We start from the raw sequence: 26,198 nt of genomic DNA on the forward strand, positions 1-26,198 counted from the left end.
CCCTCGCCGCCGTCATGCGAAAGATCGTCACCATCGCCAACGCGCGCCTCCGCGACCTCCCACACCCCGCGTCACAACTGACTTGATGACGCTAGTCAGAAAGACGGTTTGCGGACAGTCGCCACCGCCTGCTCACGCGGCGCGTGACGCCTCAGTGCGGTAGGCCGTACCGCAGGACGAGCGACTCGAACGTCTCGTCCGTCAGCGGCGAGAGGAATTGGCAGCCCGCCACCAGATCGTCGGCCCAGACGACGATCGCGGCGACCACGCCCAAACCGGGGATCGTGAGCCAGATCGACTCGTCGCGCGCCATGGCGGAGAAGGTCAGCAACCGACAGCCGTGCAGCGAGAGATCCATGACCTTGCACAGGGTGCGCGCCATGCCGCTCTGCTCGACCGGTGCCGGGACGGCGACGGGGGCGCGGCGTCCGCGGCGGACGGGGCGCTCGGCGGGGGCATATTCGGCAGCGAACATGGCGGCGATGCTACGCCGCCATGCCTAACAACAGGTTTACTTACGCAGCGTGAGCCCGCCGCCGAAGCGCTTGTTGAAGCGCGCGACCTGGCCACCCTGGTCGAGCATCTGGCCCTTGCCGCCGGTCCAGGCCGGGTGCGCGAGCGGATCGATCTCGAGCGTCATCACGTCACCTTCCTTGCCCCAGGTGGAGCGGGTCTCGTAGACGGTGCCGTCGGTCATCTGCACCTTGATCATGTGATAGTCGGGGTGGATATCGTTCTTCACGGTCACGCTCCTGAGCGGCTGGTTCCGACCAGCCTGGGACAGCAAGCCGCGCGCCCTACAGCGCGCGCGCGGCAAAGTCAAAGCACGGCGGAGGGGTGCTACGCCGCGGCGGGCGGATCGGCGATCATCGCGGTGAAGTTCGCCTCGGCGGCGACCGCGCCGTCGATCTTCGCGACGCCGGCGAACTTGCACACCGCGCTGCGCTTCTGGACGAACTCGACCTCAAGCGACAGCAGCACGCCCGGCTCGACCGGCTTGCGGAACTTCGCGCCCTCGATCGCCATGAAGTAGACCAGCTTGCCCGAACCGGCGAGGCCGAGGCTCTCGACCGCCAGCACGCCCGCGGCCTGCGCCAGCGCCTCGATGATCAGCACGCCCGGCATGATCGGGCGGCCGGGGAAATGCCCCTGGAAGAAGCTCTCGTTGATCGACACCGCCTTGGTGGCGCGGATCGAGCGATCGCGCACCAGCGTCTCGACGCGGTCGACGAGCAGCATCGGGTAGCGATGCGGCAGCAGCGCCATCACGCGAGTGACGTCGAGCGGGCCGATCGGCCCGCCCGACTCACCGTTCGCCCCGCCGGGCGACTGACCGAGCGGGGCGTCGCTCATCGGCCGGTCGGCGCGCGATTGTTGGTCGCGGGCGCGGCCGCGGCCGGCGCCGCGGCGGCGGCACCGCCGTCCTGCTGGCCCGGCTGCCAGTTGGCCGGCGGCGTGATGCCGACGGTCGGCACGGTGCGGTCGAGCTCCGCGGTGATCGCCGAGGTGATGTCCGCGGTGGGGTTGGCGAACAGCGCCGCGTTCGGGCGCAGCAGCAGGCTGACGTTCTTGGCGCGCGCCGCGGCGCCCACCGCGTCCTGCAGCTTGGCCGAGATCTGCTCGATCGCGTAGGACTGGGCGCGCGAGGCGGGCGCGGTGAGGCGCTGAAGCTCGGCGTTGGCGGTCTGCTCGCGGGTCTGGATCGCCTGCGCCTGGGTTCGCAGCGAGGCCTCGGTCGCGCCGGGGGCGGCGGCGGCCTTCTGATAGGCGGCGACGAGCGGCTGCAGCTCGGTCTGGATCGCCTGGCGGCGCGTGTTCGCCTGGTCGAGCTGCGCCTTATACTGGGTCTGGATCTGCGTGCGGGCGGTCGCCCAGGCCTTGGAATTCGCGACCGCCGCCTCGGGATCGGCGACGGCGACGCCGCCGACCTGCGCGGTCGCGGCGGGGGCGGTCAGCGCGGCCGGCGCGACGAGCGCGGCGGCGAGCAGGAGGTGCTTGAAGGTGGTCATCAGAACTGAGTCCCTACGTTGAAGGTGATGAGCTTCTTGTCGTCGCCGGGCTGGGTCAGCAGCGCCTTGGCGAGATCGATGCGGAGCGGGCCGAACGGCGAGTTCCAGTTGACGCCGATGCCGACCGAGAGGCGCGGACGCGCCGAGTCGCCGAGGAACGTCTCCTGGAACGGCTGCGACGCGATCTGCGGGTTGTTCGCGATCACGCCGTTGCAGCTGCCATTGGCGCCCGGAATGCCGGCGGCGCAGGTGGTGGAGACGCTGAGACCGTCGGCATTGGTGTAATAATAGAGCGGTTGCTTGGCATCGTTGTACACTGGCAGCGGCAATACCACCGTATTGCCGTTCGCGTCCGTGGTCGTCGGGAACACCGCGGTCGGCAGCGGACGGGTGATGTTGAAGAGGCTGCCGACCTGCGCGTAGATCGACGGGCGCAGCCCTAGCTCGCGCGCGCCCGAGCCGAGGGGGATCTCGATCTCGAAGCGGCCGAGATAATAAGCCGTGCCGCCGAGCGCGTCGTCGATGATCTGGTCGCGGTCGGTGACGAGCACCTGCGCGCCATTGGCGTCGGTCGTGTAATATTGCCGCTTCACGCGTGGCCCCACACCGCGGATGTCGAAGCCGCGGAACTGCGGCTCGCCGAGGTAGAAGCGGTCGGTGATGCGGACCCGATCGACCCCCTCGCCGCGCGACTTCTCGAGCGAGCGGATATACCCGCCCTCACCCACGATCGAGGCGATGAACCCGCCGCCGACGTTCCAGAACTTAGATCCCTCGACCCGGGTGCGGACATATTTCACCGAACCACCCAGCCCGGCGAAGTCCTGGCTGAACACGAAACGCTGGCCCGCTGTCGGGCGCAGGCGGCTGTTGAGGCTGTCGTAGATCAGCGAGTAGCCGACCATCGAGGTAAGCCGGTTGCCCAGCGCCTCGCAGAGATAGCGCCCGGCCTTGAGCGGGTCGCAGGAGCCGTTGGTGAAGAAGGAGTTCTGGTCCAGCCCCACCTTGTCGTAGGAGAAGGTGTAGCGGCCGGCGAGCTGCCAATATTCGGTCAGCGGCACGCCGGTGCGGATCTGGAAGCCGGTCGACACCTGGCTGTAGGTCGTGCGGCGATCGGTACCGTAGAAATTGAACGAATTATAGTCGCGGCGGAACAGGTCGACGCCCAGCGCGATGTTCTTGTCGAACACATACGGTTCGGTGAAGCCCAGCTCGATCGACTTGGAATAGCTGGAATAGTTCACGCCGGCGCGGAGCGTCTGCCCCTTGCCGCGGAAATTGTTCTGCGTGATGTTCGCCTGGATGATGAAGCGCTCCAGGCTGGAGAAGCCCGCCGAGAGCTGGAGCTCACCCGTCGATTTTTCCTCGACGTTGGCCTCGAGCACGACGCGGTCGGCGGCGCTGCCGGGCGTCTGCTTGATCTCGAACTTGTCCTGGAAATAGCCCAGGCTGTTGATGCGATCCTGCGAGCGCTTGACCTGGAAGCTGTTGAAGGCATCACCCTCGGCGAGGCGGACCTCGCGGCGCACCACCTTGTCCTGCGTCTGGGTGTTGCCGGTGATGTCGATCCGCTCGACATAGGTGCGCTGCGCCTGGCCGATGTGGAAGTTGATCGACATCGTGTGCGCTTCGGAGTCGCGCTGGAAGTCGGGCTGCACCTCGGTGAAGGCATAGCCGAACAGCCCGGCGGTCTCGCTGAGATGCTCGACCGTGTCCTCGACCAGCTTGGCGTTGTACCAGTCGCCCTTCTTGATGCCGAGCGTGGTCGCCATCTTCTTGCCGTCGAAGTCGCGGATGTCGCTGTCGACGGTGACGTCGCCGAACTTGTAGCGCTCGCCCTCCTCGACCACGTAGGTGATGATGAAGTCCTTGCGGTCGGGTGTCAGCTCCGCCACCGCCGAGGTGACGCGGAAGTCGGCATAGCCCTCGGTAAGGTAGAATTGCCGCAGCTTCTGCTGGTCATAGGCGAGCCGGTCCTGGTCGTAGGACGTGCCCGATGACAGGATGCGGAAGAAGCGCGCCTCCTTGGTGGCCATCTGCGCGCGCAGCTTCCCGTCGTCGAATACCTTGTTGCCGATGATGTTGATCTGGCGGACCTTGGACTTCGGCCCCTCGCTCACCTCGAAGATCACGTCGACGCGGTTCTGGTCGAGGCTGACCATCTTGGGCTGCACCGTCGCGGCGAAGCGGCCCTGGCGGCGGTACAACTCGATGATCCGCGCGACGTCGGCGCGCACCGCAGAGCGGGTGAAGATCTGGCGCGGCTTGAGCCGCACCTCCTTGCCGATCTTGTCTTCCTTGAGGCGCTTGTTGCCCTCGAAGATGACGCGGTTGATGATCGGGTTCTCGCGCACGCGGATCACGATGTTGCCGGTCGCGGCGCCGTCGATCGTCACGTCGGCGAACAGGTCGCTGGCGTAAAGGTCCTTGATCGCCTGATCGAGCGTCTCGTTGGTATAGGGCTGGCCCTGGCGCAGCTTGGTGTAGCTCAGCGCGGTCTCGGGCTCGATCCGCTGCGTTCCCTCGACGCGCAGCGAGGTGATCGTGCGCGCGGCCTGCGGCGCCGGCGTGACCGTGGCGGCGGGCGGCTGCGCCGCCGCGGTCGCCGGAGTCGCGGCGGGCGCGGGGCGGGTCTGCGCCGCGGCGGCGAGCGGCACGCCGGCCAGCATCGTGCAGCCCAGCAAGGTCGCCGAGGCACGCGCCCGCGAAGTTGAAACGTTCAGCACCGTCACCTAAATCCCACCCGAGAGTAACCGCCACGCATGCGGGCCGCGTCGCCCTGCCTTACCTTGCTCACCCGATCAAGCCGGCCAGCTGCTGCCACAGCCCGCGGTTGCTGAGGTCGTTGAACGTCACCAGCAGCATCAGCGCGAGCACCGCCGCCAGCCCGCCGCGGAACGCCCATTCGACCAGCTCGGGCGGCGCCGGTTTCCGCCGCACCGCCTCGATCGCGTAGAAGAACAGGTGACCGCCATCGAGCATCGGCACTGGCAAAAGATTGATGAACCCGAGATTGATCGACACGAGCGCGATCAGGAAGACGAACGCGTCCGGCCCCAGCGTGAGCTGCTCGCCCGACGCCTTGGCGATCGAGAGCGGCCCGCCCAGCTCCTTGACCGAGCGCCGCCCGGTGACGATCTGGCCGATCGTCTCGACCATCATCCCGACGATCTGGCCGGTGCGCCGCACCGCGACGACCGGTGCCTCGAACACGCCGACTTCGGTGATGACCGGCGTCGTCGGCGCAATGCCGAGCAGGCCGACACGATATTCGTTGCCGAAGCGATCGCGCTGCAGCTGCGTACCGATCGTCGCGTCCACCGCGGCGCGGCGGTCGCCCCGGACGTAATCGATGCGGACGCGCTCGCCCGCCCGGATCTTTACGTAGCGGACCATGTCCTCGAACGTGTCCATCTCGCGCCCGCCGAGCGCGGTGACCCGGTCGCCCGCGCGCAGGCCGGCGGCCGCGGCGGCGGTGCGGGGCAGCGCCTCGCCCACCACCGCAGGCGTGCGCGCGTCGCCGTACGCCAGCGCGAAGCCCGCGAGGATCAGCACCGCCAGCACGAAATTGACGACGGGTCCGGCGGCGACGACGATCGCGCGCTGCCACACCGGCTTGGCCTGGAAGGTGCGCGCGCGCTCCTCGGCGGGCAGCGCGAGCCACTCGGGCCCGGGCTGGCTCGCCGGGTTCATGTCGCCGGCGAAGCGGACGTACCCGCCGAGCGGCAGCCAGGCGAGCTTCCAGCGCGTGCCGCGGCGATCGGTCCAGCCGGCGATCTCGCGCCCGAAGCCGATCGAGAAGGCCTCGGCGTGCACCCCGAACCAGCGCCCGGCGAGATAATGGCCCATCTCGTGGACGAAGACGAGCGGGCCGATCACCAGGACGAAGGCCAGAGCGGTGATCAATACGCCAGGGGTCTGGATCAAGCGACGCAATCCTTCACGCGCTCGCCGGCTCTCCTTCGCGCTTCCGCGTCGATCGCGAGCACCGCGTCGAGCGTCTCCGGCGCGGCCGGGTCGTAGCGTTGTAGCGTATCGTCGACGATTGCGGCGATTTCAAGAAAGCCGATCGCGCCCGCCAGGAAAGCGGCCACCGCCACCTCGTTCGCGGCGTTGAGGATCGCCGGCCGCGCCCCGCCCGCCTCGGCGGCGTCGCGCGCCAGCGTGAGCGCGTGGAAGCGCAGCGCGTCGGGCGCCTCGAAGTCGAGCCGGCCGAGCTTGACGAGGTCGAGCGGCGCCATCGGCGTCGCCATCCGCTCGGGCCAAGCGAGGCAGTGCGCGATCGGCACGCGCATGTCGCTCGGACCGAGCTGCGCGAGCATCGAGCCGTCGACATAATCCACCATCGAGTGGATCACCGACTGGCGGTGGATCACGATCTCGATCCGCTCGGGCGGCACCGGGAACAAGCGCGCCGCCTCGATCAGCTCGAGTCCCTTGTTCATCATCGTCGCGCTGTCGACCGAGATCTTGGCGCCCATCGACCAGTTCGGGTGCGCCACCGCCTGCGCGGGCGTCACCGCTGCCATCTGCTCGAGCGTCCAGTCGCGGAACGGGCCGCCGCTCGCCGTCAGGATGATCCGGCGGACGCTCTCGGGGCGGGTCGGATCGAAGCACTGGAATACTGCGTTGTGCTCGCTGTCGGCGGGCAGCAACGTGGCGCCGTTCGTCGCCGCGGCGGCGGTGATGATGTCGCCCGCGGAGACCAACGGCTCCTTGTTGGCCAGCACCACCGTGCCGCCGCGCTCGATCGCCGCCAGCGTCGGCCGCAGCCCGGCGCAGCCGACGATCGCGCCCATCGTCCAGTCCGCGCCCGAGGCGGCGGCGTCGCACACCGCCTGCGCGCCCCCCGCCACCGCGGTGCCGGTCCCGGCGAGCGCCTCGCGCAGCGCGGGCAGACACGCCTCGTCCGCCACCACCGCCAGCTCGGCCCCGGTGCGCCGCGCCGCGGCGGCGAGCCGCTCGACGTCGCAATTGGCGGTGAGCGCGACGACGCGGAAGCGGTCGGGCTCGCGCTCGACGAGGTCGAGGGTGGAGGTACCGACCGAGCCGGTCGCCCCCAGGATCGAGACGGTCCTCACCCGAACGCACCCAGCGACACGACCAGCAGCGCCGCCACGGGCGCCACCGGCACCAGCCCGTCGAGCCGGTCGAGCACGCCGCCGTGGCCCGGCAGGATGTTGCCCGAGTCCTTCACGCCCGCGCGGCGCTTGAGCCAGCTCTCGTAGAGGTCGCCCGCCTGCGCCAGCACCGCGAGCAGTGGCGAGGCGAGCGCCAGCACGAGCGGCAGTCCCGCGGCAGCGTGCAGCAGCGCGCCGAGCGCGGTGGCCGCTACGGCGCCGCCGATCAGCCCAGCCCAGGTCTTGTTGGGACTGAGCCGCGGCGCCAATTTGGGCCCGCCGATCGATCGACCGGCGAAGAAAGCGCCGATGTCGCACGCCCAGACCAGCGACATCGCCCAGAAGGTCTCGAGCAGCCCCTCGCCCTGCCGCCGCAGCACCACCAGCGCGAGCACGGGCAGCGCGCAATAGACCACGCCGAGCGCGAGCTGCGGCAGCCGCGTGACGATCGCGACGAAGAAGGCAGCGCCCGCGATCAGCCCGAGCGTGAAGAAGGGCCGCGGCTCGATGATCAGCCACGCCGGTGCCATGGTCGCCAGCGGCACGCTCAGCGCGAACTGCGCCAGCCGCTTCGTTTTGGGCGAGACCTTCTCCAGGTCCGACCATTCCGCCATCATGAACAGCGCGATCACCACCGCGAGCAGCCAGAAGGCGATGTCGCCCAGCACCAGCGCCACGCTCGCCACCGCGATCATCGCGACGCTGGCGATCATCCGCAGCCGCAGGTTGGACGGGGTACGCAGCTTGGCGTCGGGCGTCGGCTCGGTCATGCGCGGCGGGTCACAGCCCGCCGTAGCGGCGCTGGCGCTTGCCGAACGAGTCGAGCGCGGCGGCGAGCGCGGCGGAGTCGAAGTCGGGCCACAGCGTGTCGACGAACAGCAGCTCGGCATAGGCCGCCTGCCACAGCAGGAAATTGGACAGGCGCTGCTCGCCCGAGGTGCGGATCAGCAGATCGAGCGGCGGCAGGTCGCGCGTCTCCAGCTCGGCCTCGATCGCGGCGGCGTCGATCGTCTCGGGCGCGAGCCCGTCGCGCGCGGCACGCTCGGCGAGGCGGCGGGCGGCGGTGACCAGCTCAGCCTGCGCGCCATAGTTGAGCGCGATCGCGAGGATCGGGCCGGTGTTGGCGGCGGTGCGCGCCAGCGCGTCGTCGACCAGCTCGACCACGTCGGCGGGGAAGCGGCGATAGTCGCCGAGCACGCGCAACCGCACATTCTCGCGCACCAGCTCGGCGAGGTCGTTGCGGATGAAGAATTTGAGCAGCTTCATCAGCGCGCCGACCTCGTCCTCCGGACGGCGCCAGTTCTCCGAGGAGAAGGCATAGAGAGTCAGCGCCTCCAGCCCCATCGCGCGCGCGGCGCGGGTGACCGAGCGCACCGCCTCGACGCCGGCGCGATGGCCCGCGGCGCGCGGCAGGTGACGCTGCGCCGCCCAGCGGCCATTGCCGTCCATGATGATGGCGACGTGGCGCGGCAGCACCGCCGGCGCCTCGCGCGGCATCGCGGCGGTCGCCATCAGCCCTCCCCCCCAGGCGCGAGCGACGTCACTTGTTGAGGATTTCCTTTTCCTTCGCGGCCGAGACCGAGTCGATGTCGGCGATCGTCGCGTCGGTGAGCTTCTGCACCTCGGTCTCGAGCCGCTTGCGCTCGTCTTCGGAGATCACGCCCTTCTTCTCGTCGGTCTTGAGCGCGTCCATGCCGTCACGGCGGACGTTGCGCACCGCGATCTTGGCTTTCTCCGAATACTGGCCGGCGAGCTTGGCGAGCTCCTTGCGGCGCTCCTCGGTCAGGTCGGGGATCGGCAGGCGCAGGGTCTGTCCGTCGTTGATCGGGTTGAGCCCGAGGCCGGCGGAGCGGATCGCCTTCTCGACCGGGCCGACATTGGTCTTGTCCCACACCTGCACCGACAGCATGCGCGATTCCGGCACCGACACGGTCGCCACCTGGTTGAGCGGCATGTGCGCGCCGTACACCTCGACCGTCACCGGATCGAGCAGCGAGGTCGAGGCGCGGCCGGTGCGAAGCCCGCCGAGATCACCCTTGAGCGACTCCACCGCGCCGTGCATGCGGCGCTCGAGGTCGGCCTTGTCATACGCGGGCATCGGTCGTCTCCATCTGTTTCTGCACCACCGTCGAGACGCCCTCACCGCGCAGCACGGCGGCGAAGTTGCCGTGCTCGCGGATGTTGAACACGACGATGGGAATGTTCGAATCCCGGCACAGCGCCACCGCGCTGGCGTCCATCACCTTGAGGTTCTTGGCCAGCACCATGTCGTAGCTGACCGTCTCGTAGCGGGTCGCCTGCGGGTCCTTCTTCGGATCGGCGTCGTACACGCCGTCGACCGAGGTGCCCTTGAACAGCGCGTCGCAGTTGAGCTCGGCGGCGCGTAGCGCGGCGCCCGAATCGGTGGTGAAGAAGGGTGAGCCCACGCCGGCGGCGAAGATCACGACGCGCCCTTTCTCGAGGTGGCGCTCGGCGCGGCGGCGGATGAAGGGCTCGCACACCGAGTGCATCGGGATGGCCGACTGGACGCGCGTGTCGACGCCGATCTGCTCGAGCGCGTTCTGCACCGCGAGCGCGTTCATGACGGTGGCGAGCATCCCCATGTAATCGGCGGTGCCGCGCTCGAAGCCCTTGGCCGCGGCGGCGAGCCCGCGGAAGATGTTACCCCCGCCGACGACGATGCACAGCTCATAGCCCTGCGCCTTCACGTCCGCGATCTCCTCCGCGACGCGCGCGGTGACCGCGGGATCGATCGCGAGACCGCCCTCGCCCATCAGCACTTCGCCGGAGAGTTTCAGCAGGATGCGTTTGTAGCGGGGCTGGGTCATTGGGTCTCGTTGTACAGGGGGCGGAGCGGCGCGGACCCTAGGCGGCGGGTCCGCGGCTGGCAATGGGTTGACACAGTGGCACGGGGCCGGAGCTGCGATCCTCCCCGCTCGCGGGGAGGGGGACCGCTCGCCGAAGGCGAGTGGTGGAGGGGGATGGCCACGAACGCTGGGCCGCGGGACGAAACTCTACGCCAAGGCTGCGCTTCGTGGAGAGCTCCCTCCACCACCGCGCTGACGCGCGGCGGTCCCCCTCCCCGTGTCGGGGAGGAATTGGCCCCCAAAACGCGAACCGCCGCCCCGGCACGGTGGCCAGGGCGGCGGTGGACTGTTCGAACCGGACGGTTCGGTATCAGACCGGCTGCGGCACGCCCGAGGCCGCGGCGACCTCGGCGGCGAAGTCGGAGACTTCCTTCTCGATGCCCTCGCCGAGCTGGAAGCGGACATAGTCCACCAGCTTGATCTCGGCGCCGGCGTCCTTGCCCGCCTTGGCGACGACGTCGCTGATCTTGGTCTTGCCGTCCATCACGAACAGCTGGCTGACCAAAGCATGCTCCTTGCGGTACTTCGCGATCGAGCCCTCGACCATCTTGGCGATGATGTCGGCCGGCTTGCCCGACTCACCCGCCTTCTCGGCCGCGATCGCGCGCTCGCGCTCGATCTCGGCCTCGTCGAGGTCCTCCTCGTTGAGCGCCTTGGGGAAGGCCGCGGCGATGTGCATCGCCAGCTGCTTGCCGAGGCCCTGCAGCACCTCGTCCGACGCCGCGCTCTCGAGCGCGACGAGCACGCCGATCTTGCCCAGGCCCGGCGCCTGCTGGTTGTGGACATAGGCCACGACCGCGCCCTGGCTCACCGACAGCGAGCGCGCGCGGCGGATCGACTGGTTCTCGCCGATCGTCGCGATATTGTTGGTCAGCGCCTCGGCGACGGTGGTGCCCGACGGCATCTGCGCCGCCTTGATCGCCTCGACGTCGCCGCCGCTGGCGAGGGCGATCTGGGTGACCTCGCGGACGAAGTTCTGGAACTGCTCATTCTTGGCGACGAAGTCGGTCTCCGAGTTGACCTCGACCGCGGCGCCCTTGGTGCCGCTCACCGCGACGCCGACCAGGCCCTCCGCCGCGGTGCGGCTCGACTTCTTCTGCGCGGCCGCGAGGCCCTTGGTGCGCAGCCAGTCCAGCGCGGCGTCCATGTCGCCCGAGGTCTCGCTGAGCGCCTTCTTGCAGTCCATCATGCCCGCGCCGCTCTTCTCGCGCAGGTCCTTGACCATCGCTGCCGTGATATCGGCCATCGTCTTGTCCTCAGCTGGTTTTTGCATCGACGCGCGACGATCGGTGAATCGCCGCGCGCCGAGGGGAAATGAGGGAGGCCGCGGCTTAGGCAGCCTCCGTGACAATCGTGCGTCCGCGCGTTCGCCTCGCGCGGCTCCACGGATCAGGCGGCGGCGGGCTCGGCCGCGGGCGTCTCGACCGTGAGCGCCTCCTCGGCGGGCGGCTCGCTCATCGCGCCCAGGTCGACGCCACGGCCGGCGGCCTGCTGCTGGTTGCCGCGCGTCGCCGCGATGGCGATCGCCTCACAGTACAGGCGGATGGCACGCGCCGCGTCGTCGTTGGCGGGCACCGGGAAGGCGATGCCGTCGGGCGACACGTTCGAATCGAGGATCGCCACGACCGGGATGCCGAGCGTGTTGGCCTCCTTGATCGCGAGCTCCTCCTTGTTGGCGTCGATCACGAACATGACGTCCGGGATGCCGCCCATGTCGCGGATGCCGCCGAGCGAGAGCTCGAGCTTGTCCTTCTCGCGGGTGAGCTGCAGCACTTCCTTCTTGGTGAGGCCGGCGGTGTTGCCCGACAGCTGCTCCTCGAGCGCCTTGAGGCGCTTGATCGAGTTGCTGATCGTCTTCCAGTTGGTCAGCATGCCGCCGAGCCAGCGATGGTTGACGAAGTGCTGGCCAGCGCGGCGCGCCGCCTCGGCGACCGGCTCCTGCGCCTGGCGCTTGGTGCCGACGAACAGCACCTTGCCGCCCGAGGCGACCGACGAACTGACGAAGTCGAGCGCGCGCGCGAACAGCGGCACGGTCTGCGACAGGTCGATGATGTGGACGCCGTTGCGCTCGCCGAAGATGTAGGGCTTCATCTTCGGGTTCCAGCGGTGCGTCTGGTGGCCGAAGTGAGCGCCAGTCTCAATGAGCTGCTGCATCGTGACGACAGGTGCCGCCATAATTAAATTCCTTCCGGTTAAGCCTCTGGGAAGCGAGTGACGCCGCCTCGAAGGCAGCGCACCGGTAGCTGATGCTTCCCATGCGGGGTTGAGGGGCGCGCCTTAGCGGATCGACGGGGCAATCGCAAGCGGGAGAACAAACGCTTGACAGGCGTGAACATAGTTGGAACAAGGCGGGAGAACACAGGGTGAACGGCAGAAGCACGGCAGGATCGTTCCGAAGCCGGATCGGACCAGTACCGATCTGGGATTGATCTCGGAACCCTCTGCAGACGCAGAGGTTCTACTGGCCAAGCCGCGGAACGGGAGTCGAACAATGATGACGGTGATGACCCTCGCGATCTTCGGCGGCGCGCTCACGACCACGGGCTATGCGCTCCACGCGACGCTGGCGCCCAATCTCGACAAGATCGTCGGCGCGCTGCGCGGCGAGATGGCGGCGGCGCGTCCCGCCCCGCTCGCGACGCTGGTTCGCGCCGAGCGGCGGATCGCGGTCAGGCGCTGGGCGGGTTCGGCGGTGCCGGCAGTGACGCCGCTCCGCCAGCGCGGAGCCGCCTGACCCGCGCGTAGCTGGCGACGCTGAACGGCATCGCCAGCAGATAGGCGATGCCCGCGGCCGCGGCCGTCTGCCACGGCGCGCTGACCGCCGCTGCTCCTACCGCCACCACGACCGCGATCGCCTCGAAGCGGATGTTGGGGCGCAGCCGCAATGACGACCAGGAGAAGGTCGCGAGGCTCGACACCATCAGCAGTGCGATGCCCACCGTCCAGGGTGCGACCAGCCGCGGGTCGCGCAACAGCGGCTCATCGGTGACGAACCACAGGAACAGCGGCAGCATCGCCAGACCGGCCCCCGCGGGTGCGGGCACGCCGGTGAGGAAGCCGGCCGATTTATGCGGCTGGTCGTCGGCGTCGATGTTCGCGTTGAAGCGCGCCAGCCGCAGTGCGCAGAATACCGCGAGCACCAGCGCCGCCATCCAGCCGAAGCGCGGCAGGGCGTGGAGCGACCACAGATAAAGGATCAGCGCGGGCGAGACGCCGAACGAGATCGCGTCGGAGAGCGAGTCGAGCTCGGCGCCGAAGCGGCTCTCGCCGTGGAGCATGCGCGCGACGCGGCCGTCGAGCCCGTCGAGCACACCCGCGAGCAGCACCATCGTCACCGCCAGCTCCCAGTGCCCCGAGATCGCGAAGCGGATCCCCGACAGGCCGGAGCAGAGCGCCAGCGCGGTAACCGCGTTGGGCGCGACCGCGCGCAACGGAAGTCCGCCAGGCGGGCGACGCAGCGGGCGGCGGACCGGGCGGCGCATGATTATTGCGCGACGCCACTGACGCGCTCGGCGCCGAACCGCGCCAGCACGGTCTCGCCCGCGATCGCGCGCTGGCCGAGCGCCACCTGCGGGGCGTAGCCCTCGGGCAGGTAGACGTCGACGCGGCTGCCGAAGCGGATCAGGCCGACGCGCTGGCCGGCGGCGACGATGTCGCCGATCTTGGCGAAGCCGACGATGCGGCGCGCCACCAGGCCCGCGATCTGCGTGAAGCCGACACGGCGCCCATCGAAGCCCTCGACCACGAAATGCTGGCGCTCATTCTCCTCGGACGCCTTGTCGAGATCGGCGTTGAGGAACTTGCCCGAGATATACACGACCTGTCGGATCGTCCCCGCGATCGGCGAGCGGTTGATGTGCACGTCGAACACCGACATGAACACCGACACGCGCACCATCGGCATCTCACCGAGATCGCCGATCAGCTCGCGCGGCACAGGGACGCGCTCGATCATCGTGATCAGCCCGTCCGCGGGTGAGACGATCAGATCGTCGCCCATCGGGGTGGTACGCACGGGATCGCGGAAGAAGGCGGCGACCCACAGAGTCAGGCCTAGGAAGGGCCAGAAGAACACCTTGGACACGATCGTCATCAGCAATGTGATGCCGAAGGCGATGGCGGTGAATTTCTGCCCCTCGGGGTGGACGGCGGGAAAGCGCCACTTCACGGTCGTGGTGACGACCGGCGGCTTGTCGAGCGAAGTCATCGCTTCGTCCTATCGACCGGCGCGCGCGGTGACAACGCGCTTGCTGGCCGGCGTCACCGTCACAGGTTAGTCGTCCGGCACCAGCGATACTGCGCACCGGCGCGCAGGTCGGTGTAGCTGGTGCGGCTGTCCACCCGGATCTTGAGCCGCTCGGCGGCGCGATACTGGCGCGGCCCGCCATATTGCACGCAGCTCTGCCGCAGCGTGTAGCGCTGGCCGATGCGGGCGAGGACGCGCGCGTGGCACTGACCGGCCTTGCTCGAGCCGATCCCGTCACCCTGATAGTCGCGCAGCGCCACGTTGGGTGCGCCGCGGCACGGCGTCCCGGCCTCGACGTAATAGCCGCGGGTGAGCGGCAGCGTGTCGGCGAGCGCAGGGGCCGGTAGCAGCAGCGCGAGGACGGCGGGGAAGCGGATCGTTCGCATCGCGACACGAACGGCGGTGCCGCCGAAAGGGTCCCGCGGCATCGCGGCCGGGACCTCCCATCTTCTGGTTCGAGCGGTACCCCCCGGGCGTCATCCTGAACTCGTTTCAGGATCCACCGTCCGGCAGGCACCGCCGCCGCTGAGTATGCGGCGCGGTGAATCCTGAGACGAGCTCAGGATGACGGCGGGAGGAGAGGCGCGAGCTTCCACCCCCCGGTTGATCCCCCGCGCCCTTGCCCCTATCGACCGCGGCAACGCTTCTCAGCAAGGACACCGGCATGGCCAAGATCAAGGTGAAGACGCCCGTCGTGGAGATCGACGGCGACGAGATGACTCGCATCATCTGGGAGTGGATCCGCGAGCGCCTGATCAAGCCCTACCTCGACATCGATCTCGATTATTACGACCTCGGCATCGAGCATCGCGACGCGACCGACGATGCCGTCACGGTGGAGAGCGCCAAGGCGATCCAGAAGTATGGCGTCGGCGTCAAGTGCGCGACGATCACGCCCGACGAGGCGCGCGTCGAGGAGTTCGGCCTCAAGAAGATGTGGCGCTCGCCCAACGGCACGATCCGCAACATCCTCGGCGGCGTGGTTTTCCGCGAGCCGATCGTGATGAAGAACGTGCCCCGCCTGATCCCGGGCTGGACCCACCCGATCGTGGTCGGCCGTCACGCCTTCGGCGACCAGTACAAGGCGACCGACTTCAAGGTGCCCGGCAAGGGCAAGCTGACGATGAAGTGGGAGGGCGAGAGCGGCGAGACGATCGAGCACGAGGTGTTCGATTTCCCCTCCGCCGGCGTCGCGATGGGCATGTACAACCTCGACGAGTCGATCCGCGACTTCGCGCGCGCCTCGCTCAACTACGGGCTAGGCCGCAACTGGCCGGTGTATCTCTCGACCAAGAACACCATCCTCAAGGCCTATGACGGCCGCTTCAAGGACATCTTCGCCGAGGTGTTCGAGAGCGAGTTCGTCGACCAGTTCAAGGCCGCGGGCATCGTCTACGAGCACCGCCTGATCGACGACATGGTCGCCTCCGCGCTGAAGTGGAACGGCGAGTTCGTCTGGGCCTGCAAGAACTATGACGGCGACGTCCAGTCCGACCAGGTCGCGCAGGGCTTCGGCTCGCTCGGGCTGATGACCTCGGTGCTGATGACGCCCGACGGCAAGACGATCGAGGCCGAGGCAGCGCACGGCACCGTCACCCGCCACTATCGCCAGCACCAGCAGGGCAAGGCGACCTCGACCAACCCGATCGCCTCGATCTTCGCCTGGACCGGCGGGCTCAAGTATCGCGGCAAGTTCGACGGCACGCCCGACGTCACCCGCTTCGCCGAGACGCTGGAGCAGGTCTGCGTCGAGACGGTCGAGAGCGGCGACATGACCAAGGATCTCGCGATCCTGATCGGGCCGGACCAGAAGTGGATGACGACCGAGCAGTTCTTCGAGGCGGTGCGCGTCAACCTCGAGAAGAAGATGGCCGCCTGGGCCTGAGCTGACAGAGGGCGGCGCGTTCCGGCGCGCCGCCCTGCTGGATCTTTATACGTGCGCGAGGCAGGGTGCGGAGCGCGGATGCGTCGCCTGTCCCTCCGCGACATCGCCGGAACGGAAGGAGCAACGAGGGCTCGTCGCCGTCCTCCCCTTCGACGATCCTTCGTCATCCCCGCGAAGGCGAGGATCCATGAACGCCGGCGTCGCGGCTCCTTCTCAGGTCCGCGCGTCTGGATTACCGCCTTCGCGGGAATGACGGGCTTGGGCGATCGGCAGCGGGTGACCGGCGACGACCGCCCCATCCGCGCGGCCCCGGCACTTTTTCTCGCCGCGCTGCGCGACAAGCGCGACCGATCCCGCTTACAACCCACATCATGGCAATCGGACTTCAGAATGAGGGCTTCAGCGACGCGCTCGTGATCCTCGGCGCGGCGGGGCTGGTCATTCCGGCGTTCGCGCGCTTCCGCATCAGCCCGGTGATCGGGTTCATCCTCGTCGGCGTGCTCGTCGGTCCGGCCGGGCTCGGCGCGCTCGTGCCGCGCGCGCCCTGGCTCTACTATCTGACCATCTCCGATCCCGAGGCGATCGAGCCCTTCGCCGAGTTCGGCATCGTGCTGCTGCTCTTCTCGATCGGGCTCGAACTCTCCTTCCGGCGCCTGTGGGCGATGCGACAGCTCGTCTTCGGCACGGGGTCGATGCAGCTGCTCGGCTCGTCGCTGCTGATCGGCGTGACGCTCCACTATCTCGGCCAGGACTGGAGCGGCTCGGCCGGGCTCGGGCTCGCGCTGGCGCTGTCGAGCACCGCGCTGGTACTGCCGCTGGTCGGCACGTCCAGCCCGGTCGGGCGCGGCGCCTTCGCCATCCTGCTGTTCCAGGACCTCGCGCTGGTGCCGATCATCTTCGCGCTGGGCGCCATGGCACCGACCGCCGCGGCCGGCTGGGCCGGCATCGCGGGGGTCGCGCTGCGCGGCTCGCTCACCGTCGTGGCGATGTATGTCGGCGGGCGGCTGGTGCTGCCGCGCCTGTTCGCGCAGGCGGCGCGAACCAAGAGCCCCGAGCTGTTCCTCGCCGCCTCGCTGCTGGTCGTGATCATCGCCAGCGTGGCCACCACCGCGGCCGGGCTGTCGCCGATCGTCGGCGCGCTGCTCGCCGGGCTGCTGATCGCGGAGACCGAGTATCACAGCGAGGTCGAGGTGATGACCGCGCCGTTCAAGGGCCTCGCGCTCGGCGTGTTCCTGATCACCGTGGGGATGAGCCTCGACCTCAAGCTGATCCTCGCCAACTGGGGGTCGCTGCTCGCCGCGGTGATCGGGGTGGTGAGCGCCAAGACGATGGTGACCTACCTGCTGCTGCGCGTCGCCAACGCGCGCCGCGGCATCGCGCTGGAGACCGGCCTCTTGATGGGCAGCCCGTCGGAGACGACGCTGATCGTGCTCGCCACCGCGGCGCAGGCCCAGCTGATCCTCGGCTCCACCGCCGCCTTCTGGCAGACCGTCACCGCGATCGGGCTGACGATCACGCCGCTGCTCGCCAAGCTGGGCCGCGTCGTGTCGCGCCGGATTGAGGGACGCGACCCGCTGCCCGACGCGGTCTCGGCCGAGCAGGGAACGCGCGCGGTGGTGTTCGGCTTCGGTCGCGTCGGTCAGCTCGTCGCCGACATGCTGGCGCGCCACCAGCAGCCGTTCGTCGCGGTCGAGGCCGACATCGACGCGGTCGCGGAAGCGCGCGCCGCGGGCTATCCGGTGGTGTTCGGTGACGTCTCGCGCGCCGAGCTGATCGATCGGCTCGACCTCGCCAGCGCGCGCGCGCTGATCCTGACGATGGACGATCCCGTGCTGACGGTGCGGCTGGCGCGGCGGCTGCGCGAGGCTTTCCCCGAGCTACCGATCATCGCGCGCGCGCGCGACACGGTCCACGCCGCCGAGCTGTACAAGGCCGGCGTCACCGACGCCGTCCCCGAGACGCTGGAGAGCTCGCTGCAGCTGTCCGAGGCAGTGCTGGTCGATCTCGGCGTCGCGATGGGGCCGGTGATCGCCTCGATCCACGACAAGCGCGACGAGCTGCGCCAGACGATCCGGCGCGTCGCGATGCTCGACCGTGAGCCGCGCATCCGCCGGCTGCGGCGCAGCGACGAGATCGAGCCGGCCTGACCCGCGATGCCGATCAGCCGCGATTTCGCCGCAGAAACGGGCTAGCGGGCGCGCGATGAGCCCGTCTCCCGCCTCCTCCGCCGCCGACAGCGGCACGCCGTCGCCGCGCGTCGCTTTCTTCAGCGGCAACTACAATTACGTCCGCGACGGCGCCAACCAGGCGCAGAACCTGCTGGTCGGCCACCTGCTCGACCGCGGCGTGGCGGTGCGCGTCTACTCGCCGACCACGCCGACCCCGGCGTTCGAGGCGCGCGGCACCGTCGTCGACGTGCCCGCCATCCCGATGCCCGGCGGGCGCGGCGAATATAAGCTCGGGCGCGGCCTGCCCGCGCGCCCGCGTCGTGACCTGGAGGCGTTCGACCCCAATATCGTCCATGTCTCGTCGCCCGAGTTCCTCGGCCACGCCGCGGTGACCTGGGCGCGGCGACACGGCATCCCGGTGGTGTCGGCGGTGCACACGCGCTTCGAGACCTATTTCGAATATTACGGCCTCGCGGTCGTGCAGCCCGCGATCAAGTGGATCCTGCGCCGCTTCTACGATCGCGCCGACCGCGTGCTGGTGCCGACCCCGTCGATGGCGGAGGTGATCCGCGGGCTCGGCGTGACCACGCCGGTGTCGCTCTGGGGCCGCGGCGTCAACCATCGCCGCTTCCACCCGTCCGCGCGTGATCTGGCGTGGCGACGCTCGCTCGGCATCGCCGACGACGAACTGGCGATCGGCTTCCTCGGGCGGCTGGTGCTGGAGAAGGGGCTCGGCGTCTTCGCCGACGTGCTCGCGCGGCTCGACGCCATGGGGATCAGGCACCGCGCGCTGATCGTCGGCAAGGGCCCCGCGCGCGACTGGTTCGCCGAGCGCGTCCCGCAGGCCGCGTTCGCCGGGTTCCAGAGCGGCGACGACCTCGGCCGCGCGGTGGCATCGATGGACCTGCTGTTCAACCCGAGCGTCACCGAGACCTGGGGCCAGGTGACGTCGGAGGCGATGGCGGCGGGCGTGCCGGTGGTCGCGGCGCGCGCGACCGGCGCGGTCGACCTGCTTGACGACGGCGTCACCGGGCTGCTGGTGACGCCGCAGGACGTCGAGGGCTATGCCGCCGCAATCGCGACGCTGGCGCGCGACCCGGCGCGGCGCGAGGCGATGGGCGCGGCCGCGCACGAGCACGCCAAGAGCTTCCGCTGGGACTCCGCCAATGAGGCGGTGCTCGACGTGTATCGCGAGCTGCTCGCGGGGCGGTAACGCAGTCGGCGCGGTCGACTACTCTCACGCGCGAGCCTTCCAGCTAGCCGTGCCCCGGCGAAGGCCGAGGCCCGGTTGGGAAGGCCGAAGTGAGAGCCACCAGCGTCCCCCAAACTGGGCCCCGGCGTACGCCGGGACACGAGGCGAGATGGGTAGTGAGAACGTCCCCTGTCACCCCTCCTGCCAGTCGAAGGTCAGCGGCGCCTCGCGGAAGGCGAAGCGGTCGAGGTGGCTCGACACCACCTCGCGCATCCGCGCGACATCCTCGCCCTCGGGCACGGTGAGCACCACGTCGAGCGTCTCGCTGTCCGCGCGCATCGCCAGGCGCGCACCATTGGGAAACTCGATCTCGCCCTCCTCAGCGGAAAAACGGACCGTCATCTTATGGCTCCAGTGCTTGGCGAGCTGCTGGAGATAGCGGCTCGCCGAGTGCGTCGGCACGCGCGCGACCGAGACGCTCACTTCCGCCGCTCGATCGTCTGCGCCAGCTCGTCGATCAGCGCGGCGACCTGGAACATTTCCTCTTCGTCCGCCGCGCCGTGCAGACGGTTCTGCACCGCGTGGCGCAGGTTGTGGAGCGCGCGCCGTACCGGGGCATGATCGCCGCGCGACCGCTCGGCGCCCAGCCCCGCGAGCCGCTCCAGCAACATCGCCACCTGCGCCTCATTCTCGGCGAGGTGCGCACGCCCGCTCGCGGTGGCGGCGAAGCGCTTGCGCGCGCCCTCGCTTGCCTGTTCCTCGATCTGCTCCATCTCGGCCAGCATCGACAGCGCGGGATAGACCACGCCCGGGCTGGGCGCATAGGCGCCGCCGGTGAGGTCCTCGATCGCCTTGATCAGCTCATAGCCGTGGCGCGGCGCGTCCGCGATCAGCTTGAGCAGCACGAGCCGCAGCTCGGCGCCGTCGAACATCCGCCGCCGCCCGCCGCCGCCGCGCGCCGCCTCGTCCCAGCGCGTCGCGAACTCCGCCGCGACCCGCTCCCAGCCGCCGCCGCGACCGCCGCGCGGCCCGCAGCCGCGCCCCATGCCGCCGTGGCGACCGTGGCCATACATATGTCCAAACATCATCGACTCCTCGTTACGATGCGCTCAAGATATATCGTGAGACCATGTCGTCAAGATGCCTTGCGATATATCGCGAGATCACGAGATGACGGGCTGGCCACGCGCGCCTACATCGGCGCGATGGCCGACCTGTTCGCCGGGCTCGACCCGGCCGTTCCCTCCGATTTGCCCGCCGCAGCCGACGCGCCGCTCGCCGACCGGCTGCGCCCGCGCGCGCTCGACGAGGTCGTCGGGCAGGACCATCTCACCGGCGCCGAGGGCGCGATCGGGCGGATGGTGGCCGCGGGCCGGCTCTCGTCGATGATCCTGTGGGGGCCGCCCGGCACCGGCAAGACCACGATCGCGCGGCTGCTAGCCCAGGCGGTGGGGCTGCGCTTCGCCGCCATCTCGGCGGTGTTCTCGGGCGTCGCCGACCTCAAGAAGGCCTTCGCCGAGGCGCGCGACCATGCCCGTCTGGGCAAGCGCACCCTGCTCTTCGTCGACGAGATCCACCGCTTCAATCGCGCGCAGCAGGACGGCTTCCTTCCTTACGTCGAGGACGGCACGGTGACGCTGGTCGGCGCCACCACCGAGAACCCGTCGTTCGAGCTCAACGCCGCGCTGCTCAGCCGCGCGCAGGTGCTGATCCTTCACCGGCTCGACCGCGCCGCGCTGGAGCAGCTGATCGCGCGCGCCGAAACCGAGGTCGGCCGCCCGCTCCCGCTCGACGCGGCCGCGCGCGACGCGCTGGTGGCGAGCGCCGACGGCGACGGACGCTTCCTGCTCAACCAGGTCGAAACACTCTTCTCGGTCGACCTGCCCGCCCCGCTCGACCCGGCCGGCCTGTCGAGCTTCCTCCAGCGCCGCGTCGCGGTCTATGACAAGGACCGCGAGGGGCATTACAACCTCATCAGCGCGCTGCATAAGTCGATCCGCGGCTCGGACCCGCAGGCGGCGCTCTATTATCTCGCGCGGATGCTCACCGCCGGCGAGGAGCCGCTCTACCTGCTGCGCCGGCTGACGCGCGCCGCGGTGGAGGACATCGGGCTGGCCGACCCGCAGGCGCTGGCGCAATGCCTCGCCGCCAAGGAGGCCTATGATTTTCTCGGCTCCCCCGAGGGCGAGCTGGCGGTCGCGCAGGCCTGCGTCTATCTCGCCACCGCCCCCAAGTCGAACGCGGTCTATGCCGCGCAGAAAGCCGCGTGGAAGGTGGCGCGCGAGACCGGCTCGCTGATGCCGCCCGCCAACATCCTCAACGCGCCCACCAAGCTGATGAAGCAGATCGGCTATGGCGCGAACTACGAATATGACCACGACAGCGAGGGCGGCTTCTCGGGCGCGAACTACTGGCCCGACGAGCTACCGCCGCAGCGCTTCTACGCGCCGACCGACCGCGGCTACGAGAAGCGCGTTGCCGAGCGGCTCGCCTGGTGGGATGAGCGGCGGCATGCGCACCGCGACTAAGCTCCTCCCGTTCGCCCTGCTCGCGATCCCCGCCGCGGCGCAGTCGCCGCAGTCGGCGCGATACGACGACCATCAGCGCTACGCGCGCGCCATCGCGGCGGGGTACAAGGCCTATAATCTGTGCGACGGGCTGTTCACCGCGGGCCGCAGCGAGCGCCAGGTCGAGGCGTTGGAGCTACGCGGCATCTATCCGGAATATGACGCCCTCGTGCCGACGCTGGCGGCGCGGATCGACCGTGCCGGACGCACGGTGAGCGTCGCCTTCGATCCCGCGCAGCCGCCGCGGCACGCGAGCTGGGCAGCGGGCGCGGGCTGCACGCTCGCGCCGATCGGTGCCGAGGCGATCGCGCGCGCCCCCGCGCCCGGCCTGCCGCGCGCCCCCGAACCCGACCCGCGGCGGTGGCCGCTCGGCGACGCGAATATCGCGCCCCGCCCCGCGCCCGCGCTCGCCGGCGCGGTGGCGCGCGCGTTCGAGGGCGCGTACGGGCGCGGCACCGAGACGCTGGGCGTCGTGGTGCTGCGCGACGGGCAGGTGGTTGCCGAGCGCTACCGCGACGGCTTCGGACCCTATGTCCCCAACCGCACCTGGTCGGTGGCGAAGAGCATCACCGGCACGCTGGTCGGCATGAGCGGAGTCGACCCGCTGCGCCCCGCGACCGTGCCTGAATGGCGCCGCGCGGGCGACCCGCGCGCGCGGATCACGCTCGACCAGCTCCTGCGGATGAGCTCGGGGCTGCACAGCGACACCGCCGGCAACCGCACGGACGCGCTGTATTTCGGCGGCACCGCCGTGACCGAGCAGGCCACCGGCTGGCCGCTGTCGTCGCGCCCCGGCACGCACTTCCGCTACGCCAACAACGATATCCTGCTCGCGGTGCGCGCGCTGCGCGCGTCGCTCGGCGAGGCACGCTATCGCGCGCTGCCGGCGCGGCTGCTCGCGCCGCTGGGCATGCGGCACACCGTGATCGAGTCGGACTGGCAGGGCAATTACCTGCTCTCCAGCGCGGTATGGACCACCGCGCGCGACCTCGCGCGGCTCGGCCAGTTCTGGCTGCAGGACGGCGTGTGGGAGGGGCGGCGGCTGCTGCCCGCCGGGTGGATGCGCTACATGACCACGCCACGCCTGCCCCAGCCCGAGCGCGACGAGGGCTATGGCGCCTCGATCTGGCTGTTCGGCGCGCGCCAGGGGCTGCCCGCGGGGAGCTACTCCGCACAGGGCAATCGCGGGCAATATGTCATGGTGGTGCCGTCCGAGCGGCTGGTGGTGGTCCGCCGCGGCGAGGACCCGACCGGCGCGCGCTTCGACGTCGCGCGCTTCACCGCGGACGTGATCGCGGCGCGGTGAGCGCGCCGCCGCCCGGCCGCTTCACCGAGTTCGTCGCGATCGACTGGTCAGGCGCGCGCGGGCGCCGCCACCGCGGCATCGCGGTGGCGCGCTGCGGCCTCGGCGACGACGCGCCCGTGCTCGTCGCCCCGGCGGAGCGCGAATGGTCGCGACAGGAGGTGCTCGACTGGCTGATGGTGCGGCGCGACCGCGCCATGCTGGTCGGCTTCGACTTCAGCTTCTCCGCGCCCTTCGTCGCGCGCGGCGCGCATCTGCCCGGCGAGACCGAGACGCGCGACGCGCCCGCGCTGTGGCGCTACGTCGACGCGGCGAGCGCGGACGAGGACCTCGGCGCCGCCTCCTTCCTGGAGGCGCGGCGCGGGCGTCATTTCTATCTCGGCGCGGCCGACGGCGCCAAGCGCGACTTCCTCCACTGGCGCGTGTGCGAGGTGGCGCACGACGGCAGCACCAAGCCCTCCACCGTCTATGACGCGATCGGCGCCGCCCAGGTCGCCAAGGCGAGCTTCGCGGGCATGCGCCTGCTCCATCACCTCGCCGGGCGCGCCGCGGTGTGGCCGTTCGACGCGGTGCCGCCGTCGGGCGCGCTGGTCGTCGAGATCTATACCGCGATCGCGGCGCGAGCCGCGGGGCTGCGCAAGGGGCGGAGCAAGCTGCGCGACGCCGCCGCGCTCGACGCCGCGTTGGCGGCGCTCGGCAGCATGCCGCACGCGCCGCTCGCGCGGTACGACGACCATGCCACCGACGCGATCCTCGCCGCCGCCTGGCTGCGCGCGCGCGTGAACGAACCCGGTCTGTGGCAGCCGCGGGGGCTCACCGCGGCGGTGGCGCGGACCGAGGGCTGGACCTTCGGCGTCGGCTGACGCATGAGGGCCGCCGCGCCGGTTTAGCTCAGCTGGTAGAGCAGCGGTTTTGTAAACCGAAGGTCGCGGGTTCGATCCCTGCAACCGGCACCACGCCTCCGCCTTCATCGCCTGCGAGCGGCGCTCCTCGCTCGCTGAGGACCGACATAGCGGCGGTCCAACATGACCATGCTCCAGATGTTGACAGAGCCCTTGGCGGAGGGCGCGTGCTCGCTGCCGCGGCGTCGAGGGCGGGCTCGGCGATCAGGCCACCCCTCGGGCGACCCGCGTCGCTTCTCTTGCGCACGTGGCAGCTCGCAGGAGCGGATCAGGCGGTGTCGCCGTCTTCATGCTGGCGCTGTCCCTTGCGCCACCGTGACCCGTTAGGGCGATTGTTTCTGGACTCGCTTCAGTCCATTCTGCCCGGCTCGATAGGAGATCGGCGATGCGTCAGCTGTTGATCGTCGCGACCGGCGTCGCGGGCCTCCTCTCCGCGGTCGCGACGACGGCGCCCGCCGCCCCACGCGATGTCGAGGCGGCGCTGGCGCGGCTCGACATGGCGCAGAAGGACATGGTGGCGCAGGCCGATGTCGCGAAGTTGGCGGCGCTGTCCGCGCCCGAGCTGACGATCAACGCCCCGACCGGCCGTGTCCTCTCGCGTGAGGAGTTCCTGGCGATGATGCGTGACGGACGCATCGGCGCGGAAGAGTTCGACCGCACGATCGAGCGCGTCCGCGTCAGCGGCGACACCGGCGTGGTGATGGGCAACGAGCTGTTCACCCCCACCGCGGCGAGCGAGCTGGGGCGGACCTACGGCACCGCCCCGCTGCGACGGCGCTACACCAACATCTACCAGCGCCACCACGGCCGCTGGTATTGGCTCGCGCGTCACGCCAACGTCGTCCCGGCGCCGCCGGGACGATCGCCGTGAGCCTCCTCGCGCACCGTCGTCCGCGCGACCGATCGCGCAGCAGGTCGTCCGGTCAGGCCGCGCTTGCCAAGGCGACACGGCGCCGGCGGCCGAGCCGCAGCGCCGCGCCGACCAGGCCGAAGCCGAGGATCAGCATCGACCAGACCGAGGGTTCGGGCACCGCGCTGGTCAGGCCGAAGCGCTGGTCCATGTCGCGGAAGCCGGCCGCCTGCACCGCGCCGGTGACGTGGACGCCGTCGAACGAGAAGAAGCCCGCGCAGCCGCTCGCCTGCGCGCCCGCGGCGACGCAATTGGTGTCGGCACGCAGCGGCGGCAGCCCGAACCGGTCGGGGTGCTGCAGCACCCGCACGTTGAACTCGCTGAGGCTGTAGAAGTACAGGTCTGTCCCGGCGCTGACGGTCAGCCCGTCCAGTGCGGTGCGCAGATAGTTGTTGGCCGCGATGGTGTACGGGTCGCCGGCGAGCGGGAAGTCGGTGAACAGGATGTTGCGCGCGCCGCGCTCGTTGAGCGCCTTGATCCCGGCGACATACTGGTTCGCCGCCGCCTCGAGATAGCTGTTCACGTCGGGATAGTCGCCGATGGCGCCGACCGGGCCGAACACGCCCTTGGCGCCGAACACGTCGTTGCCGCCGAAGTTGAGGATGTACAGGCCGTTGGGGTCGATCGCCGTGCCCGAGGCGGCGAAGGTGCTGAGCTGCGCGCCGAGGTCGGGGATCACGTCACCGGTATCGACCACGCGTGCGCCGCCATAGGCATAGTTGCTGCCGCCGTTGAGCGAGGGCGTGGTCGGCACGCCGAAGAGCTTGAGCGAAATCAGATCGGGATAGTCGAAGCCGTCGGTGAAGCGGTTCTGGAAATAGCCTTGGCTCGGGTCGGGGCGGGTTCCGCCGTTGGAGAGATAGAGATTGCCGGCGTCGACCAGACTGTCGCCGAACACCGTCACCGAGGTGAACTGCGCGGTGCTTCGGTCCGCGCCCGCCGGTTGTGCCGCGATCAGCCCCAGCGCGCTCAACGCCAAGGTCCATTCCCTCTTCATCTTCGGTCTCCCGCGTCGCCGATATGGCGCAC

27 protein-coding genes and 1 tRNA gene are annotated in these 26,198 nt (G+C 69.9%); 9 read left to right on the forward strand and 19 right to left on the reverse strand.

From position 1 onward, the window contains the following. Positions 1 to 151: 151 nt before the first annotated feature. From FHY03_RS13360 to rpsB, 13 genes are all read right to left on the reverse strand, one after another. The gene (locus FHY03_RS13360) at positions 152 to 475 is read right to left on the reverse strand and encodes a PilZ domain-containing protein (protein ID WP_183931379.1); all 324 of its coding nucleotides are present in this window, start codon (positions 473 to 475) and stop codon (positions 152 to 154) included. 36 nt (positions 476 to 511) lie between these two features. Continuing rightward, positions 512 to 742 carry a 50S ribosomal protein L31 gene (gene rpmE / locus FHY03_RS13365; protein WP_183920042.1) on the reverse strand — a complete coding sequence of 77 codons (231 nt, stop codon included), beginning with the start codon at positions 740 to 742 and terminating at the stop codon, positions 512 to 514. A 98-nt stretch (positions 743 to 840) separates the two neighbouring features. Continuing rightward, a complete protein-coding gene (fabZ, locus tag FHY03_RS13370; protein WP_183931380.1) occupies positions 841 to 1,353 on the reverse strand; it encodes a 3-hydroxyacyl-ACP dehydratase FabZ in 513 nt (170 codons plus the stop codon). Beyond that, on the reverse strand, positions 1,350 to 2,009 hold the full coding sequence (locus FHY03_RS13375; protein WP_183920039.1) for an OmpH family outer membrane protein: 660 nt from the start codon (positions 2,007 to 2,009) through the stop codon (positions 1,350 to 1,352). Before FHY03_RS13375 ends, fabZ begins: the two co-directional genes overlap by 4 nt. Then, a complete protein-coding gene (bamA, locus tag FHY03_RS13380) occupies positions 2,009 to 4,678 on the reverse strand; it encodes an outer membrane protein assembly factor BamA (RefSeq protein ID WP_183921389.1) in 2,670 nt (889 codons plus the stop codon). Before bamA ends, FHY03_RS13375 begins: the two co-directional genes overlap by 1 nt. Before the next feature lie 124 nt (positions 4,679 to 4,802). Then, the gene (locus tag FHY03_RS13385; protein WP_183920037.1) at positions 4,803 to 5,936 is read right to left on the reverse strand and encodes an RIP metalloprotease; all 1,134 of its coding nucleotides are present in this window, start codon (positions 5,934 to 5,936) and stop codon (positions 4,803 to 4,805) included. After that, the gene (locus FHY03_RS13390; protein ID WP_183931381.1) at positions 5,933 to 7,090 is read right to left on the reverse strand and encodes a 1-deoxy-D-xylulose-5-phosphate reductoisomerase; all 1,158 of its coding nucleotides are present in this window, start codon (positions 7,088 to 7,090) and stop codon (positions 5,933 to 5,935) included. The genes FHY03_RS13385 and FHY03_RS13390 overlap by 4 nt, the downstream gene beginning before the upstream one ends. Further along, positions 7,087 to 7,899 (reverse strand): phosphatidate cytidylyltransferase, encoded by an 813-nt coding sequence (locus FHY03_RS13395; RefSeq protein ID WP_183920032.1) that lies wholly within the window; start codon positions 7,897 to 7,899, stop codon positions 7,087 to 7,089. The genes FHY03_RS13390 and FHY03_RS13395 overlap by 4 nt, the downstream gene beginning before the upstream one ends. A 10-nt stretch (positions 7,900 to 7,909) precedes the next feature. Next, positions 7,910 to 8,641: an isoprenyl transferase gene (locus tag FHY03_RS13400; RefSeq protein WP_183920030.1), complete on the reverse strand. Its 732-nt coding sequence runs from the start codon at positions 8,639 to 8,641 to the stop codon at positions 7,910 to 7,912. Positions 8,642 to 8,669: 28 nt separating this feature from the next. Next, positions 8,670 to 9,227 (reverse strand): ribosome recycling factor, encoded by a 558-nt coding sequence (gene frr / locus FHY03_RS13405; protein ID WP_183920028.1) that lies wholly within the window; start codon positions 9,225 to 9,227, stop codon positions 8,670 to 8,672. After that, positions 9,214 to 9,957 (reverse strand): UMP kinase, encoded by a 744-nt coding sequence (gene pyrH, locus FHY03_RS13410; RefSeq protein ID WP_183931382.1) that lies wholly within the window; start codon positions 9,955 to 9,957, stop codon positions 9,214 to 9,216. The genes frr and pyrH overlap by 14 nt, the downstream gene beginning before the upstream one ends. Positions 9,958 to 10,306: 349 nt before the next feature. Then, complete coding sequence (tsf, locus tag FHY03_RS13415) at positions 10,307 to 11,242, reverse strand: translation elongation factor Ts (RefSeq protein ID WP_183920024.1); 936 nt, start codon at positions 11,240 to 11,242, stop codon at positions 10,307 to 10,309. A 143-nt stretch (positions 11,243 to 11,385) separates the two neighbouring features. Continuing rightward, complete coding sequence (rpsB, locus tag FHY03_RS13420; RefSeq protein WP_183931383.1) at positions 11,386 to 12,171, reverse strand: 30S ribosomal protein S2; 786 nt, start codon at positions 12,169 to 12,171, stop codon at positions 11,386 to 11,388. A gap of 328 nt (positions 12,172 to 12,499) precedes the next feature. Between rpsB and FHY03_RS13425 the strand changes: the two genes are divergently transcribed. Then, complete coding sequence (locus tag FHY03_RS13425; RefSeq protein WP_183931384.1) at positions 12,500 to 12,730, forward strand: hypothetical protein; 231 nt, start codon at positions 12,500 to 12,502, stop codon at positions 12,728 to 12,730. Here FHY03_RS13425 and FHY03_RS13430 read toward each other — a convergent pair. From FHY03_RS13430 to FHY03_RS13440, 3 genes are read right to left on the reverse strand one after another with little or no spacing between them, the layout of a single operon-like run. After that, complete coding sequence (locus tag FHY03_RS13430) at positions 12,666 to 13,478, reverse strand: phosphatidylcholine/phosphatidylserine synthase (RefSeq protein WP_183920018.1); 813 nt, start codon at positions 13,476 to 13,478, stop codon at positions 12,666 to 12,668. The two genes, FHY03_RS13425 and FHY03_RS13430, sit on opposite strands and share 65 nt — an antisense overlap. A 2-nt stretch (positions 13,479 to 13,480) precedes the next feature. Further along, complete coding sequence (locus FHY03_RS13435; RefSeq protein ID WP_183920016.1) at positions 13,481 to 14,203, reverse strand: phosphatidylserine decarboxylase; 723 nt, start codon at positions 14,201 to 14,203, stop codon at positions 13,481 to 13,483. 59 nt (positions 14,204 to 14,262) lie between these two features. Then, positions 14,263 to 14,670: a hypothetical protein gene (locus FHY03_RS13440; protein WP_183931385.1), complete on the reverse strand. Its 408-nt coding sequence runs from the start codon at positions 14,668 to 14,670 to the stop codon at positions 14,263 to 14,265. Between the two features lie 236 nt (positions 14,671 to 14,906). Between FHY03_RS13440 and FHY03_RS13445 the strand changes: the two genes are divergently transcribed. From FHY03_RS13445 to FHY03_RS13455, 3 genes are all read left to right on the forward strand, one after another. Then, positions 14,907 to 16,127 carry an NADP-dependent isocitrate dehydrogenase gene (locus FHY03_RS13445; protein ID WP_183920012.1) on the forward strand — a complete coding sequence of 407 codons (1,221 nt, stop codon included), beginning with the start codon at positions 14,907 to 14,909 and terminating at the stop codon, positions 16,125 to 16,127. A 371-nt stretch (positions 16,128 to 16,498) separates the two neighbouring features. After that, the gene (locus tag FHY03_RS13450; RefSeq protein ID WP_183931386.1) at positions 16,499 to 18,274 is read left to right on the forward strand and encodes a cation:proton antiporter; all 1,776 of its coding nucleotides are present in this window, start codon (positions 16,499 to 16,501) and stop codon (positions 18,272 to 18,274) included. A 55-nt stretch (positions 18,275 to 18,329) separates the two neighbouring features. Next, on the forward strand, positions 18,330 to 19,508 hold the full coding sequence (locus FHY03_RS13455; RefSeq protein WP_183931387.1) for a glycosyltransferase family 1 protein: 1,179 nt from the start codon (positions 18,330 to 18,332) through the stop codon (positions 19,506 to 19,508). A 171-nt stretch (positions 19,509 to 19,679) separates the two neighbouring features. Here the strand turns inward: FHY03_RS13455 and FHY03_RS13460 are convergent, their stop codons facing one another. Both FHY03_RS13460 and FHY03_RS13465 read right to left on the reverse strand, forming a co-directional pair. Next, on the reverse strand, positions 19,680 to 19,970 hold the full coding sequence (locus tag FHY03_RS13460) for a DUF2218 domain-containing protein (protein WP_183931388.1): 291 nt from the start codon (positions 19,968 to 19,970) through the stop codon (positions 19,680 to 19,682). Beyond that, a complete protein-coding gene (locus FHY03_RS13465) occupies positions 19,967 to 20,572 on the reverse strand; it encodes a PadR family transcriptional regulator (protein ID WP_183920004.1) in 606 nt (201 codons plus the stop codon). Before FHY03_RS13465 ends, FHY03_RS13460 begins: the two co-directional genes overlap by 4 nt. Positions 20,573 to 20,692: 120 nt before the next feature. Between FHY03_RS13465 and FHY03_RS13470 the strand changes: the two genes are divergently transcribed. The 5 genes from FHY03_RS13470 to FHY03_RS13490 all read left to right on the forward strand — a co-directional run bounded on the left by FHY03_RS13470 (position 20,693) and on the right by FHY03_RS13490 (position 25,130). Continuing rightward, complete coding sequence (locus FHY03_RS13470; protein ID WP_183931389.1) at positions 20,693 to 22,015, forward strand: replication-associated recombination protein A; 1,323 nt, start codon at positions 20,693 to 20,695, stop codon at positions 22,013 to 22,015. Next, a complete protein-coding gene (locus FHY03_RS13475; RefSeq protein WP_183931390.1) occupies positions 21,999 to 23,360 on the forward strand; it encodes a serine hydrolase in 1,362 nt (453 codons plus the stop codon). Before FHY03_RS13470 ends, FHY03_RS13475 begins: the two co-directional genes overlap by 17 nt. Then, positions 23,357 to 24,220: a hypothetical protein gene (locus tag FHY03_RS13480; protein ID WP_183931391.1), complete on the forward strand. Its 864-nt coding sequence runs from the start codon at positions 23,357 to 23,359 to the stop codon at positions 24,218 to 24,220. Before FHY03_RS13475 ends, FHY03_RS13480 begins: the two co-directional genes overlap by 4 nt. Before the next feature lie 17 nt (positions 24,221 to 24,237). Continuing rightward, positions 24,238 to 24,313 (forward strand) — tRNA-Thr (locus FHY03_RS13485). 331 nt (positions 24,314 to 24,644) lie between these two features. Further along, positions 24,645 to 25,130: a nuclear transport factor 2 family protein gene (locus FHY03_RS13490; protein ID WP_183931392.1), complete on the forward strand. Its 486-nt coding sequence runs from the start codon at positions 24,645 to 24,647 to the stop codon at positions 25,128 to 25,130. A 52-nt stretch (positions 25,131 to 25,182) separates the two neighbouring features. Here FHY03_RS13490 and FHY03_RS13495 read toward each other — a convergent pair whose 3' ends face one another. Next, complete coding sequence (locus tag FHY03_RS13495; RefSeq protein WP_183931393.1) at positions 25,183 to 26,166, reverse strand: SGNH/GDSL hydrolase family protein; 984 nt, start codon at positions 26,164 to 26,166, stop codon at positions 25,183 to 25,185. Between the last annotated feature and the right edge of the window lie 32 nt (positions 26,167 to 26,198).

Source organism: Sphingomonas sp. BK345 (assembly GCF_014193845.1).
In the GTDB taxonomy this organism is placed as follows: domain Bacteria; phylum Pseudomonadota; class Alphaproteobacteria; order Sphingomonadales; family Sphingomonadaceae; genus Sphingomonas.

What these genes read in the sequence shown, in the direction of transcription:
- FHY03_RS13360 (WP_183931379.1), bottom strand. Translation starts at nt 475, where the DNA reads ATGTTCGCTGCCGAATATGCCCCCGCCGAGCGCCCCGTCCGCCGCGGA.
- fabZ (WP_183931380.1), bottom strand. Translation starts at nt 1,353, where the DNA reads ATGAGCGACGCCCCGCTCGGTCAGTCGCCCGGCGGGGCGAACGGTGAG.
- FHY03_RS13375 (WP_183920039.1), bottom strand. Translation starts at nt 2,009, where the DNA reads ATGACCACCTTCAAGCACCTCCTGCTCGCCGCCGCGCTCGTCGCGCCG.
- bamA (WP_183921389.1), bottom strand. Translation starts at nt 4,678, where the DNA reads ATGCTGGCCGGCGTGCCGCTCGCCGCCGCGGCGCAGACCCGCCCCGCG.
- FHY03_RS13395 (WP_183920032.1), bottom strand. Translation starts at nt 7,899, where the DNA reads ATGACCGAGCCGACGCCCGACGCCAAGCTGCGTACCCCGTCCAACCTG.
- FHY03_RS13400 (WP_183920030.1), bottom strand. Translation starts at nt 8,641, where the DNA reads ATGGCGACCGCCGCGATGCCGCGCGAGGCGCCGGCGGTGCTGCCGCGC.
- frr (WP_183920028.1), bottom strand. Translation starts at nt 9,227, where the DNA reads ATGCCCGCGTATGACAAGGCCGACCTCGAGCGCCGCATGCACGGCGCG.
- pyrH (WP_183931382.1), bottom strand. Translation starts at nt 9,957, where the DNA reads ATGACCCAGCCCCGCTACAAACGCATCCTGCTGAAACTCTCCGGCGAA.
- tsf (WP_183920024.1), bottom strand. Translation starts at nt 11,242, where the DNA reads ATGGCCGATATCACGGCAGCGATGGTCAAGGACCTGCGCGAGAAGAGC.
- rpsB (WP_183931383.1), bottom strand. Translation starts at nt 12,171, where the DNA reads ATGGCGGCACCTGTCGTCACGATGCAGCAGCTCATTGAGACTGGCGCT.
- FHY03_RS13425 (WP_183931384.1), top strand. Translation starts at nt 12,500, where the DNA reads ATGACCCTCGCGATCTTCGGCGGCGCGCTCACGACCACGGGCTATGCG.
- FHY03_RS13430 (WP_183920018.1), bottom strand. Translation starts at nt 13,478, where the DNA reads ATGCGCCGCCCGGTCCGCCGCCCGCTGCGTCGCCCGCCTGGCGGACTT.
- FHY03_RS13435 (WP_183920016.1), bottom strand. Translation starts at nt 14,203, where the DNA reads ATGACTTCGCTCGACAAGCCGCCGGTCGTCACCACGACCGTGAAGTGG.
- FHY03_RS13440 (WP_183931385.1), bottom strand. Translation starts at nt 14,670, where the DNA reads ATGCCGCGGGACCCTTTCGGCGGCACCGCCGTTCGTGTCGCGATGCGA.
- FHY03_RS13445 (WP_183920012.1), top strand. Translation starts at nt 14,907, where the DNA reads ATGGCCAAGATCAAGGTGAAGACGCCCGTCGTGGAGATCGACGGCGAC.
- FHY03_RS13450 (WP_183931386.1), top strand. Translation starts at nt 16,499, where the DNA reads ATGGCAATCGGACTTCAGAATGAGGGCTTCAGCGACGCGCTCGTGATC.
- FHY03_RS13455 (WP_183931387.1), top strand. Translation starts at nt 18,330, where the DNA reads ATGAGCCCGTCTCCCGCCTCCTCCGCCGCCGACAGCGGCACGCCGTCG.
- FHY03_RS13465 (WP_183920004.1), bottom strand. Translation starts at nt 20,572, where the DNA reads ATGTTTGGACATATGTATGGCCACGGTCGCCACGGCGGCATGGGGCGC.
- FHY03_RS13470 (WP_183931389.1), top strand. Translation starts at nt 20,693, where the DNA reads ATGGCCGACCTGTTCGCCGGGCTCGACCCGGCCGTTCCCTCCGATTTG.
- FHY03_RS13475 (WP_183931390.1), top strand. Translation starts at nt 21,999, where the DNA reads ATGCGCACCGCGACTAAGCTCCTCCCGTTCGCCCTGCTCGCGATCCCC.
- FHY03_RS13490 (WP_183931392.1), top strand. Translation starts at nt 24,645, where the DNA reads ATGCGTCAGCTGTTGATCGTCGCGACCGGCGTCGCGGGCCTCCTCTCC.
- FHY03_RS13495 (WP_183931393.1), bottom strand. Translation starts at nt 26,166, where the DNA reads ATGAAGAGGGAATGGACCTTGGCGTTGAGCGCGCTGGGGCTGATCGCG.